The organism is Singulisphaera sp. GP187 (assembly GCF_900129635.1).
GTDB lineage: Bacteria > Planctomycetota > Planctomycetia > Isosphaerales > Isosphaeraceae > Singulisphaera.
The window spans coordinates 3,346,014-3,358,279 of the sequence record NZ_FSRB01000001.1; the positions used below are offsets into that span (position 1 = coordinate 3,346,014).

Sequence of the window (12,266 nt, forward strand, 5' to 3'; positions counted from 1 at the left end):
TCAAAACGCCTCAACGGGGAGTCGCCCCCTCAGCGATCAGAGCCCGATGTCTTGGCCTTTCGAATCGATCATACCACTCCATGCTTGCGAGGGCGATTGCAAATGATTCCTCGTCAGGTTCGAAGGCGAGCTCGCCGAGGATGCCGATCGCGCCGACGTATCGCGCGAGTTCCTCGGCATTGGTCGCTTCCGCGAGGTCGTCGACCGCACCCCCCGGTTCAGCGCGGTTGAGCACGATCCCGGCCACGCGAAGGCCGCGGCGTTGCGCACACTCGACCGTCATCAGCGTGTGGTTCAAGGTCCCCAGCCCCCTCCGAGCCACGATCAGGAGCGGATAGTCGAGCGCTTCGGCCAGGTCGACCACGGTCATCCGCTCCGCCAACGGGGCGAGCAACCCACCCACCCCCTCGACCACCATGACGTCGGCTCGCTCGGACCACCAATCGAGGGCTTCACGCACCGTTTGAACCACCGTGTCAGACGCAAGGGGAGTTCCCAGGCGCCGGGCCGCCACGGACGGGGCCAACGGTTCCTCGAACACGAGCGGCACCACGCGTTCGAGCGGGATCGCGCCGCCGACCGCGCGGATCAAGGCGTCGCCGTCCTCGCACTCCCAGCCATCGCCCCGCCGCACGGCGCCCGTCGCCACGGGCTTGAGAACCCCGACGCGACGGCCTTGCCCGGTCAGGATCCGTGCAATCGCGGCGGCCACCCGCGTCTTGCCCACGCCGGTGTCGGTGCCGACGACGAAGAGTCCGGGAAGCACCCTCACGCCAAACCCTCCGTAATCTCGGTCACGCACTGGATCAGAATGTCGAGCATCTCGTCGATTTGCTCCAGGCTAATCGTCAGGGGAGGCATGATGACGAGAACATCCCCCAGTGGACGAACGAGCAGACCGAAGTCGCGTGCTCTCATGCAGACGCGAGTGCCGACCTGCTCGGTCCACGGATAAGCGGTCTTCGACGGTTTGTCGGCGACCAGCTCAATGCCCGCGATCAAACCACGCTGGCGGGCATCGCCCACGTGGGGAAGTTCGCGGAACGCCGCCAGCCGGTCCGCCAGCCGGTCGACCTTGGGCACCAGGTTGACGAGAGTCTGTTCCTCTTCAAAGACACGCAGGCAGGCCAGGGCCACGGCCGCCCCGAGCGGATTCCCGCCGTAGGTATGACCGTGGTAGAACGTCTTCCCCTCGGCGTAGGTCCCCCGGAAGGCCGAGTAGATCGCCTCGGTCGTGAGCGTCGCCGCCAGCGGGAGGTAACCACCGGTCAACCCCTTCGCCAGACAGAGGATGTCGGGGCTGACCTGCTCCTGCTCGCAGGCGAAGAGGGTTCCGGTCCGGCCGAAGCCGACCGCCACTTCGTCGGCGATCAGGAGCGTGCCATGGGCCCGGCTCAGTTCTCGGAGTCCGCGCAAGTATCCGTCGGGGTGGACGATCATCCCCGCGGCGCCCTGCACCAGCGGCTCGACCACGATCGCGGCGACCTCGCCGGGATGCTCGGCCAGAACCCGGTCGACCGCGTTCAGGCAGGCGAGTGCGCAGCTCGGTTGTTGCAGTTCGAGCGGGCAGCGATAGCAATGCGGACTGGGGACCCGCAGGCTGGGGAAGAGCAAGGGGCCGAACATCGCGTGGAACCGATCGACCCCGCCCACGCTCACGTCGCCGAGCGTGTCCCCGTGGTAAGCGCCGCCAAGCGCCACGAATCGCGTTCGCTTCGGCTCGGGCTCGGGCTTTTGGCGCCAGTATTGGAACGCCATCTTGAGGGCGACTTCCACGGCCGTCGCGCCGTCGTCGGAGAAGAAGACCCGGGTCAGGCCCTCGGGCGTAATCTCGGCCAGCCGACGCGCCAGCTCGATGGCCGTGGGGTGGCTGAGACCCAGGAGCGTCGTATGGGCGACCTTGTCGATCTGGTCGCGAAGCGCGGCGTCGAGGGTCGGGTGGCGGTGCCCGTGGACGTTGCACCAGAGCGAGCTGACGCCGTCGAGATAGCGCCGGCCCTGGACGTCGAACAGGTAGACCCCTTCGGCGCGGTCGATGACCAGCGGTTCCGCCGCCTCCCAATCGGTCAGCGCGGTGAACGGATGCCAGAGGTGGTCACGATCCCAATGTCGGAGTGTTTCAGGGGTCATCATTCGCTGATTGGTTGGCCGCGGCGGAGCGCCTCGCCGGGCGTGGTAACTTTGGATTGATGCTTCATCCAGACGGTGGTGCCAGGCCCCGCCGTCAGATGCCGTCCGGCGTCGCCATTGACAATCGAGATCTCGATCCAGCCCGAACTCCCGGGGAGGGCCACCAGAGTGCCGGGGCTCTCGTCGGCATAGGTGCGCCCCAGTCCTTCGATCCGGGCTCCGGCCACTTCGATCGTCCAGTCCTTCCGGGACAAGTCGCCGAGCCGCTTCGCCTCGATGTTCGTGATCAGGTTGCCGAACGAATCGCGGAGGATCACTTCACCGACGAAACCGGTCTCGTGCTCGACCGCCTCGAAGTTGCGGAGCGTGATGAATTTCGTGCGCACGGGGCCGAGCTCGGCGGGGTCGCCACCGACCAGGAGGTGCGCGGCGGCCGGCGCCAGGATGTCGCGCCCGTGAAAGGTCGACGAGACGGGGACCCGGCGAAACGCCGGGTTGGCGATTTCCCAGACCCCGCTCGGCTGACGATCGCGCGTCACCGCGCTCAGCAGGCCGTTGTCGGGAAGCACGAACCAGTGGTCGGCCACCAAGGCAACGATCAGGCGGCGGTCGGTTCCGACCCCGGGGTCGACCACGGCCAGATGCACCGTCCCCTTCGGAAAGACGTCGATCAGCCCCGAGAGGACGAACGCCCCCTCAAGGATGTTCTGCGGCGAGATGGTGTGGGTCACGTCGACGAATTGCGTGTGGTAGGCCAATCCCAGGATCACTCCCTTGACCGCCGCCACGTACACTCCCTCGCTTCCGAAATCGGTCGTCAGCGTCAGGATTGCTGGTTGCATCGCAAGGTTGCCTCTCCGGGTTCACCCACCCTCGCCTTCGCTCCGCAAAAGACACTACGCCTTGGAGGGCGATTGTGCCTCGTATTGGGCGGTGATCCGCGACGAGATCCCCCCACGGGGCGTGAAGTTGCCGACCACGCGCATCCGGCGCGGTTGACACGCAGCGACCAGGTCATCGAGCATCGTGTTGATGGAATGCTCGTAGAAGATTCCCCGGTTGCGGAAGCTGAAAAGGTACAGTTTCAAGCTTTTGAGTTCAATGCACGTCGCGGCGGGGACATAGGTAACAATGATCGTGCCAAAGTCGGGTTGGCCCGTAATCGGGCAGACCGCCGTGAACTCGGGGCAAGTGATCTCGATCTCGTATTCGCGATCGGGAAATTGATTCGGGAACGACTCCAAGGTCGCCATCAGTCGACTCCTCGCTGAGCCGGTCAAAGTCGGCGGAGAAACAGAACCCCGCGACTTCCCGGCTCGCCAGCCACGATTGTAACGGAAACCGTGCAAGCCGGCGCGGGTTGGAGCGAGGATCATTTCCAAAAAGAGGTCGGCGTCCCCCCCGTGCGGACCGTAGCGTTGCGACGTCCAATGGCGCCAACAATCGGGGATGGTGGGAAAAAAGCGACAGAACGGGGGGCGTCCCGAATAGGTGCTCTCTTGATTCCGCGCCATATTGTGGTAAGTGTTATGAGATGCCTCGGATCCTGCCTCGGTCGTCCGGCCGGTTGTGATCCGGTCTTACCCCCGAGCGGCCCGCCTGCGGGACCGGCCTTTTGAAGAGTAGACCCACCTCGGCCTGGTGGAGTGCGGTTCCGATCCTGGATCAGGAGTCTGCCCGATGTCGCAAGCCTCTCGTCGTCACCTTCGCCTGGAAAACATCGACGGGGTCACGGTGGTCAGTTTCGTCGACACCAAGATCGTCACCGAAGAGAACATTCAGGAAGTGGGTGACCAGCTCTACAGCTTGGTCGAAGACGAGGGACACAAGCAGCTCTTGCTCAACTTCGGCAACGTTCAGTATCTCTCGAGCGCCGCGCTGGGCAAGCTGATCAATCTCAAGAAGAAGGTGGGCGCGGTCAAGGGCAAGCTCAAGCTCTGCTGCATCCACCCCGACCTTCTCGAGGTCTTCCGAATCACCCGTCTCGACCAGGTTTTTGAGATTTACCCCGAAGAACAGTCGGCACTCGACAAATATTAAAATCTCGACGACGCGGCCGGCCAGACCCTTTCTGGATTCGTCGCGTCGTCGCGTGACTGAACCAAAAAAATGAATGAGCGGCCGGGTCGGCCGCCGTCGTGGGCCCGTTGGCCAAACGGCGGCCGACCCGGCCGTTCGTGTTCCTCGCGTGCGGGATCGAAAAAAAAAGAGCCAACCCGTACTCCTTCCCTCCTCACTGGTGTCGACAGCCTCACGTCATGAGTGATCCGACTCTCACGCCGATGATGCAGCAGTATCGCGAGCTCAAGGCTCGCGATCCCGATGCAATCTTGCTGTTCCGCATGGGCGACTTCTACGAGATGTTCGGTGAGGATGCCGAGCGGGCCGCCCCCCTGCTCGGCCTCGCCCTGACCGCACGCGACAAGGGGCCGAACGCCGTCCCGATGGCGGGCTTCCCTCACCCCGCCCTGGAGTCGTACCTGGCCAAGCTCGTCCAGGCCGGTCAGCGCGCGGCGGTTTGCGAGCAGGTTGAAGACCCGAAACAGGCCAAGGGCCTCGTCAAGCGCGAGGTGGTCCGGGTGGTAACACCGGGCACCCTGACCGACGAGGCGTTACTTGATCCGAAGAGCGCCAACTACCTGGCGGCCGTCGTCGAGTCCGCGGGCAAGCTCGGCCTGGCCTGGGTGGAGCTCTCGACCGGCCGGTTCTCGCTCACCGGCGTCTCGCGGACCGAACTGACCGACGAGATGGCCCGGCTCAACCCGGCCGAGACCTTGATCTCGGAGACCAGCCTCGACGCGCCTTGGGTCCGCACCTTGCGAACCCACCTGGGACCGACGATCACCGCGCGGCCCTCGTGGGATTTCGTGCTGGAGCAAGCGCGGAACACCCTCAACGAGCACTTCGGCATCACGACCCTGGCCGGGTTCGGCATCGACGACCAGGCCCCCGAGGCCGCCGCCGCCGGAGCCTTGGTCGCCTATCTCCGCGATACCCAGAAGTCTTCGCTCGGACACCTGACGCGGTTGACGCCCTATCGCCGGGCCGATGTCCTGGCACTCGACGAAATGACCCGCCGGAGCCTCGAGCTAACCCGGACCTTGCGGGACGGCAAGCGCGACGGCTCGCTCCTCCAGGTCATCGACCGGAGCAGCACGCCCATGGGGGCCCGGCTGCTGGCCGACTGGCTCACCTCCCCCTTGACCCACCTCGAACCGATCGCCGAGCGTCACGAGGCGGTCGGCGAACTGCTCGGCGACTCGCTGCTGCGGAGCGACCTGCGCGCCTCCCTCGGCCAGGCCTACGACCTCGAGCGACTCTCAGCGCGGGTCGGAACCGGCCGCGCCACCCCACGCGACCTGGGCGCCCTGGCCCGGACCCTCGCCCTCCTCCCCAAGATCCGGGCGCGGCTGACCGCCCGCATCTCGAAGCGGCTCAACCAGCTCGAGGCCGCGCTCGAGCTCTGCCCGGAAGTCCGGGCCGCGATCGAGGCCGCCCTGGTCGACGACCCACCGCTCACGATCAAGGAAGGGGGCCTGATCCGCGAGGGCTACCACCCCGACCTCGACGAACTCCGCGAGATCGCCCGGGGCGGGAAGTCATGGATCGCCCGGTTCCAGTCCGAGCAGGTCCGCCGGACCGGGATCGCGAACCTCAAGGTTGGGTTCAACAAAGTCTTTGGCTATTATATCGAGATTAGCCACGCGCAAGGTTCGAAGGTCCCCCCCGACTTCATCCGCAAGCAGACGGTCAAGAACGCCGAGCGCTACATCACTCCCGAGCTCAAGGAGTACGAAGACAAGGTCCTCCGCGCCGAGGATCGGGCAAACGAACTCGAATATGAACTCTTTACGACCCTTCGTGACCGGGTTGCGGCCGAGGCGCCCAGGCTAATCCAGGCGGGGGCCGTCCTGGCCCAGGTCGACGTGCTCTCCGCACTCGCCGAGCTGGCCGCGCGGCACGGTTACTGTCGCCCCGAAATGGTGGCCGAGCCGGCCCTCGAAATCGAGGTGGGTCGCCACCCGGTGCTCGACGTTCTAATGCCGCCGGGCGACTTCGTCCCGAACGACACCCGGCTCAGCCCCAAAGACGGCACGATCGTCTTGATCACCGGGCCGAACATGGCGGGTAAGAGCACCTTCATCCGCCAGGTGGCCCTGCTCACGATCCTGGCGCAGATCGGCAGTTTCGTCCCGGCCCGACGCGCCCGGATCGGGGTCGTCGACCGCCTCTTCGCCCGCGTCGGCGCCACAGACGAGCTCAGCCGGGGGCAGAGCACGTTCATGGTCGAGATGACCGAGACCGCCAACATCCTCAACAATGCCACGGCAAACAGCCTGGTGATCCTCGACGAGATCGGCCGCGGCACCAGCACCTTCGACGGCATCTCCCTGGCCTGGGCGATCACCGAGCACCTGCACGACGTGGTGGGATGCCGCACCCTGTTCGCCACCCACTATCACGAGCTCGTCGAGCTTGAAAAGACCAAACCAAGGCTCCGCAACGCGAACGTCGCGGTCCGCGAGAGCGAAGGGGAGATCGTCTTCCTCCACCGGATCGTCCCCGGAGGCGCCGACCAGAGCTACGGAATCCACGTCGCCCGCCTGGCCGGCGTGCCCACCCCGGTGCTCGAGCGTTCCCGCGAGATCCTCGCTTTCCTCGAGAAGCAGCACGGCCCCGACCCCGGCCCGCCGGCCGGCCCGATCCGCAAGGTGAAGTCAGGCCGAGCCCTGACCGGCAGCCTCTTCGCCGCCCTGCCCGACCCGTTGCTCGAAGAGCTTCGCAAAGTCGACCCGGCCAGCCTGTCGCCGGAAGCGGCCGTGGAGTTCGTCAAACGACTCCGCGAACTGGCCTGAGCGTAATCTCGTCTCGACCAGGGCGTTTCATGCACTGGTCGAGACGCTCGCAAAAGCATATCCAGCAGCGATGGCCCCTGGGCGGATGCCTCGTCTCAGGCCCCGCTCTCCGAGCTGATCCCACAGACGCGCTGGGCCACCCGTTTCAAGCGTCGGGCGAGCACGAGCGGGACCGTCTCGACCGGGACGACCTCTTGGCTCTTCGCCTCGAGCTCAACCTGGATCCGCTCCAGGTTCTGGCTCGCTTCCAGCAGGTCCTTGATGGTCTTGCGGTGCTTCGACCGCTCCAATCGCAGGTGCTCGCGGGTCGAGTCAAGCTGGAGGCGGTTCCAGTTGCGATCGGCCGCAATCGGTTCGAGCTGCTCGTCCGGGTCGCATGGATAGCCCAGCGTCTCAAACGGCTCGGGAATCGATTGCGCGATCGCGCGGGCTTCGGCCGCCGGGATCAGACTCCGCCAGAGACCGGGCTGACCCTGCCAGTAGTGGAAGTGCCAGACCTCTTGCCCCGGCTTCTTGCGGCCGATCGCGTTGGCGTCGACCACCTCAGCGATCGATTTTCGCGGCGGGTCGCCAATCTCAGGGACGAGCCGCTCCAGAGCACCCTGGGCGTCGGCAACGAGATCCTCGTAGCGAATCCGCAGGACATCCGGCCGATTCCACCATGCCGGGCTATGGAACAAGAAACAGCGGGCGTATTCGGATCGGGTCCATTCCAAAAACGCAGCGCTCCGGGGATGGACCCCCACGATCGCGCAGTCGAGGCATTCTCCCCCACCGGGGCAATACCCCTCTTGGTGAACATAATAAACATAGTTCAACCATGACATCAAAACGTCGAGCGGATGCCGGGCCAGCACCGCAACCCGCACTCCGTAGCGTTGGAGCGAGTCGAGAAACTCGTCTTTCGGATACCAGTGGATCTGGATCACACAGCGCCTGGGAAGATTCTCCCAATCGATCTCTTCCGGATGATGAACCGGGATCTGCTCGAGCTCGTAGAGCGATCCCAGCAGCTCACGGGTCCAGGTATTGCCCGAACGGGGGGTACTCACCAGGGCCAGACGAAGCATCGCCGTGCCTTCGCTCTGCTGAGCCGGATCGGTGACGTGCTCACACGTCTTATCGTCCTCGGACATGCCGCCTCTCCCGAGTTGATCCAGGGGGTCGTGACTGATCTCGAGCCAGTCCCTTCCTGAGCCATTCTGCTCGGACCGAGTTGGGGCGCGCAAACCGAACCCCGGGAAGCTCGTCCCGATCAGCAACGTCGCTCAGGATCGCGTGAACAAAACCGGGGGCGGCGTCTCACGGCCGAAGCCGGAGCCCGATCTTGGTCGGCGCAGATTGAGGTGAGAAACCGGTAAAGACCGACCTCGAAACTCGTCTCGGGAGATAGAGACGAATGTCCGGGCCCGCTCACCGAATCTCCTAGAACCTTAAGGGTTATACTTTCTATCGTCAAATCACCCAAGCCCCCTCAACCAAAGATTCCCAACAATCGCCATCTTGGGATCTCTCGGCCCCCCCGCCCGGGCGACAAAAACAGGGGTTCGTAGGCACATCGCGCGGCTTCGCTTACAATTCAAAGGCAAGGGTCGGGAGCAACCTACCCACGAACTTTGTCCCCCCTCCCTTGCCGGGGGCGCCTCGCTCCCTTGTGCTCTGCCGCCAGGAGAAAGCAAGGGGGGCCGTGCCTCCCCCGCGAGACGGAAAGAATGGATCCGAATTCTCTTGGTAAGGTGGCCACAAACCATCATTCAAGAGATCATGTTTCGTGTTGTTGTTTTTATTTTCAATGGTGGGCTCCTGTCCATCCACAAAAGAGATTTTGCGATGGAAGCGAATATCCCCGAACATCGATCAACCACCGAGGCGGAGTGGCAGGCACGCGAGCGTTACTGGCGGCGCAAGCTCGGGAGAATTCGGCTGGGGGTCGAGCCGATCGAGCAACAGGTGGCGAAGTACCGGCGCGTCACCTGGATGCTCACCGCGGTGCCGGCGGGATTGGCACTCATCTTCATCGCCTTATTCACGGCTTTCCGGCGCCCCGACGTCGGGGTGGTCTTGGCGGGAGTGTTGCTGCTGCCGGTCGTGACCCTGGCCTGGTTTGATTTCGGACTCCTCAAGCTCCGGGTGGCGCGATACTCGCGTGAGCTCGAGACGTATCACCGGCGATCGACCCCCTCGGGGCGAACTTGATGTTCGCCCCGAGTGTCGAATCACCAGAGAGTTGATTCCTCGGTCCGTGAGCCGACCAGGGCGGCCGCTTCCTCATCGTCGCCGGATTGATCGCCCCACTCCTCGGCGTCGGCGACGCTCGCTTGGAGCTCGGCCTTCAGTCGCTTCCGGGCGGTGTGCAACCGCCGCTTGATGGTCCCGATCGGCACCGCGAGTTGCTCCGCGATCTCGATCAACGATTGGCCGTGGATGTAGAACGCCACCAACGCCTCGCGATCGATGGCCTTGAGCCGGTCGAGGGCCTCCCAGAGCCGATGAGCCCGTTCACGGCTGATCAGTTCGTCGAGGGGAGCCTCGCGCTGTTCGCCGGCGCCTTCGAGCACGCTGGTTTCCACGCTCGGCGGCACGCTGCGCCGGGTGGCGCGGTTGATCGCCATCCGGACCGCGACCTGCCGCAGCCAGCCGGCGAACCGCTCGGGCTCACGGAGCTGGTCGAGCCGCCGCAGGACGTGGAGGAAGACTTCCTGAGTCAACTCGAGCGCCTCGCTCGGATTGCCCAGCCGCCGCAGGCAGATTGCGTGGACGGTGCGCTGGAACTGTTCGACCAGTTCGCCAAATGCGGCGCGGTCGCCCTCTTGGGCGCGCCGAACCAGTATCGCCAGATCGGTCCAAGGTTCATCCCGGACCGTGAGATTCTGCAAAGTCGCCAGCACGTTTGATCGCTCCCCATTCCTCTGGGGTCCAGGGGCGATCGTAGCTAAGCCGCGTACGGTCAAGGGCCTTTTTTTACGCTACGATCGACCACCGCAGTCCACGAATCAGGCGTCGACGGGCGGAGGGGCGAACACTCGGCCGTGATTCCCCGGAACCTGGGGGCGCGATACGCGCACCAAGGGCGGGACGGCTAGGGTGTCGCTCGCCTACACACGGCGGCCGACGGAGACGGCTGGGGCGCGGTACCCGTTGCGAGGGGGCAACATGGGTCGTCCGCACGAAGCCGACCGCCAACTCAGTGGGCTGGAGTGACTCCTCGAAACCGGCGACCGACACTGTCGCAAGCGTTCGAAGGCGTTCCAACGATAATGAGCCGGAGGTTGGCGCTCACCCTCCCGATGCCGCGAGTATCGCGGCGCCGGTCGCAAGGGCAGCTCGAGCCGAGGTCAATCCGGAACGCTTCTCCACCTTCGATCGCTTACCGGTTGAGGTTGTCACCGGCTTGCAATCGCGTTTCGAACGGTCCGGTCCTGGTTGATCCAGAACCCGTTCGAGGGAGAAGGCCACGGAATCACCCTGCCGACACGTCCTGTCGGCCCGGGTAAACATCTCGGCGGCGAACTCGCCCCACGGCCTGACCGAGCGACTCTGTACGAGCCACGACGGTACGGGGCGTGAGCCTGGAATTACCGGAATCTCGCCTCTCGAAAGGGAAATCGAGGAAGGTAGAGATCCGTGCATTCCGTCGCGCATAACGACACGATGGACGTGGCGGGTGCGCAGGGTCTGGAGATCGCCGGTGTTGATGTTCGCCGTGACGGCGAGCGACCGCGTGCCGAGGTTCAGCCCATTCAGATTGGCCGACTGCGTCCGGTTCGTGCGGTTCAACATGGCGAGACCCTCACATCCGCCTTCAAACGGCGGGCTGTTGAAGTGAGGCGACCAGTCTGGTCGCCGTGCGGGCCGTCCCGGGAGAGGGCGGCCATCGCGAGTGCGGGACGTTCGATCCGTCCCTGTCTTTTGACGAGTCCTGAAGGTCCGTCAGAGCTCCCGATTTCTCATATCCGCCGGGCAACACGCCCGGCGGTCGATGGATCCTAAGGGAGCGACCTGATGAGAGTCGCTCCCCCAGCATGCGGTCTTAGACATCATAGCGGCCAGGGATGTTCGCGCAAAATCAAAATCAGTGTCGAAATTTTTCCCGAACAGGCATGAACACGTCGTCCGAGTGCTCTAACCCTCATAGAGAGACTGAGTTGCGGACAGGTTCACCGAGCAGCACGCGGCGGACTTCCTCGGCCGCTTTGGTCCGTAATTCGACAAAACCCTCGACGCTGTAGAACGCCGAGTGCGGTGTGAGGAGCACGCGGGGGTGGTGTCGCAGCCGCTCGTCGTCGAGCGGCTCGCGTTCGACGACGTCGATGCCGGCCCCCCCGAGCTGGCCGGATTCGAGTGCCTCCAGGAGCGCGACCTGGTCGACGACCGGCCCCCTCGCGGTGTTGATCAGGAGCGCTCCGGGCCGCAACGAGGCCAACGCCCGGGCGTCGATCAAGTGATGGGTCGTCGCGTCCAGATAGCAGTGGAGGCTCACGTAATCGCTCTGTTCCAGCAGCTCCTCCAGCCGGTGGGCCCGGCGGATCCCGAGCGCCTTGTCGACGCCTTGGGGCACGAGCGGGTCATAGAACAGAACGTCCAGGCCAAACGCCTTGGCGCGCAGGGCGGTCGCGGTGCCGATCCGGCCGCAGCCAACCAGGCCGAGCGTCTTGCCACGCAGGCGAGGCGTCCCCAACACGGTCCGATAGTCCCAGCCCCCCGCGCGGATCGCCTCATGCGATGGAACGAGTTGCCGAGCCAAGGCGAGCAGGAACATGATCGCGTGATCGGCCACTTCCTCAGTGCCGTAGTCGGGGACGTTGCACACGATCACGCCGTGACGGGCGGCCGCGGTCCGGTCGACGTTGTTGTAGCCAACCCCAGCGCGAACGATGCACTTACACTGCGGAGCGTTCGCAAACGTGGACTCGCCCAGCAACGCGATCTCGTGATAGGTGATCAGCGCGTCCGCCCCGGGAAGAAAGCGGGCCAGGCTCGCTTCATCAGTGGCGCGGGCCAGCTCGACCTGGGCGAGGTCGCCCAAAATCGGAGCCTCAATCGAAGTCTCGTCCAGAAAGTCAGTGATCACCACCTTGAAGGCAGACGACATCAACCGTTTCCTCTCGCAAGTGACGGAACGATCCGAAGGGAGAGATCAAAAAAAAATCGGGGACGGCGGCGAACCGCTGCGGATCCAGAGGCGGAGTTCAAGGTCCCTCGAGACCAAGATTGACCCGCGTGCACGTCCGCTTTCCAGGGAGCAACCCCTTGGTTATGGCCGATCGGCCGGGTAGGTTC

General features: G+C 64.7%; 10 protein-coding genes. 3 read left to right on the forward strand and 7 right to left on the reverse strand.

All coding sequences use genetic code 11. The annotated features are described in order from the left end of the window. Positions 1 to 10 precede the first annotated feature (10 nt). Genes bioD through queF form a run of 4 tightly spaced genes read right to left on the reverse strand, consistent with a single transcriptional unit; the run spans position 11 to position 3,383 of the window. On the reverse strand, positions 11 to 772 hold the full coding sequence (gene bioD, locus BUS42_RS13090; RefSeq protein ID WP_074307293.1) for a dethiobiotin synthase: 762 nt from the start codon (positions 770 to 772) through the stop codon (positions 11 to 13). Continuing rightward, positions 769 to 2,133: an adenosylmethionine--8-amino-7-oxononanoate transaminase gene (bioA, locus tag BUS42_RS13095; protein ID WP_074307294.1), complete on the reverse strand. Its 1,365-nt coding sequence runs from the start codon at positions 2,131 to 2,133 to the stop codon at positions 769 to 771. Before bioA ends, bioD begins: the two co-directional genes overlap by 4 nt. Then, on the reverse strand, positions 2,130 to 2,972 hold the full coding sequence (locus tag BUS42_RS13100; protein WP_074307295.1) for an SAM hydrolase/SAM-dependent halogenase family protein: 843 nt from the start codon (positions 2,970 to 2,972) through the stop codon (positions 2,130 to 2,132). The genes bioA and BUS42_RS13100 overlap by 4 nt, the downstream gene beginning before the upstream one ends. A 54-nt stretch (positions 2,973 to 3,026) precedes the next feature. After that, positions 3,027 to 3,383 carry a preQ(1) synthase gene (gene queF / locus BUS42_RS13105; protein WP_074307296.1) on the reverse strand — a complete coding sequence of 119 codons (357 nt, stop codon included), beginning with the start codon at positions 3,381 to 3,383 and terminating at the stop codon, positions 3,027 to 3,029. 427 nt (positions 3,384 to 3,810) lie between these two features. On the opposite strand from queF, the gene BUS42_RS13110 reads away from it, so the two are divergent. Continuing rightward, entirely contained in the window at positions 3,811 to 4,170 is a 360-nt protein-coding gene (locus BUS42_RS13110) for an STAS domain-containing protein (RefSeq protein ID WP_074307297.1), read from the forward strand. Between the two features lie 218 nt (positions 4,171 to 4,388). Continuing rightward, on the forward strand, positions 4,389 to 6,986 hold the full coding sequence (gene mutS, locus BUS42_RS13115) for a DNA mismatch repair protein MutS (protein WP_074307298.1): 2,598 nt from the start codon (positions 4,389 to 4,391) through the stop codon (positions 6,984 to 6,986). A gap of 95 nt (positions 6,987 to 7,081) precedes the next feature. Here the strand turns inward: mutS and BUS42_RS13120 are convergent, their stop codons facing one another. Continuing rightward, a complete protein-coding gene (locus tag BUS42_RS13120; protein ID WP_074311013.1) occupies positions 7,082 to 8,122 on the reverse strand; it encodes a sulfotransferase domain-containing protein in 1,041 nt (346 codons plus the stop codon). A 694-nt stretch (positions 8,123 to 8,816) separates the two neighbouring features. Between BUS42_RS13120 and BUS42_RS13125 the strand changes: the two genes are divergently transcribed. After that, entirely contained in the window at positions 8,817 to 9,182 is a 366-nt protein-coding gene (locus BUS42_RS13125) for a hypothetical protein (protein ID WP_074307299.1), read from the forward strand. A gap of 20 nt (positions 9,183 to 9,202) precedes the next feature. On the opposite strand, the gene BUS42_RS13130 is transcribed toward BUS42_RS13125, so the two are convergent. Together BUS42_RS13130 and BUS42_RS13140 are read right to left on the reverse strand one after the other, a co-directional pair. Further along, positions 9,203 to 9,874, reverse strand: coding sequence for an RNA polymerase sigma factor (locus BUS42_RS13130; RefSeq protein WP_254053479.1), 672 nt, complete (start codon positions 9,872 to 9,874; stop codon positions 9,203 to 9,205). Positions 9,875 to 11,115: 1,241 nt separating this feature from the next. Next, entirely contained in the window at positions 11,116 to 12,078 is a 963-nt protein-coding gene (locus BUS42_RS13140; RefSeq protein WP_074307301.1) for a C-terminal binding protein, read from the reverse strand. Positions 12,079 to 12,266 lie beyond the last annotated feature (188 nt).

Coding starts and splice junctions, on each gene's coding strand:
- BUS42_RS13100 (WP_074307295.1), bottom strand. CDS start 2,972: ATGCAACCAGCAATCCTGACGCTGACGACCGATTTCGGAAGCGAGGGA.
- BUS42_RS13110 (WP_074307297.1), top strand. CDS start 3,811: ATGTCGCAAGCCTCTCGTCGTCACCTTCGCCTGGAAAACATCGACGGG.
- BUS42_RS13140 (WP_074307301.1), bottom strand. CDS start 12,078: ATGTCGTCTGCCTTCAAGGTGGTGATCACTGACTTTCTGGACGAGACT.
- bioA (WP_074307294.1), bottom strand. CDS start 2,133: ATGATGACCCCTGAAACACTCCGACATTGGGATCGTGACCACCTCTGG.
- BUS42_RS13120 (WP_074311013.1), bottom strand. CDS start 8,122: ATGTCCGAGGACGATAAGACGTGTGAGCACGTCACCGATCCGGCTCAG.
- BUS42_RS13125 (WP_074307299.1), top strand. CDS start 8,817: ATGGAAGCGAATATCCCCGAACATCGATCAACCACCGAGGCGGAGTGG.
- queF (WP_074307296.1), bottom strand. CDS start 3,383: ATGGCGACCTTGGAGTCGTTCCCGAATCAATTTCCCGATCGCGAATAC.
- mutS (WP_074307298.1), top strand. CDS start 4,389: ATGAGTGATCCGACTCTCACGCCGATGATGCAGCAGTATCGCGAGCTC.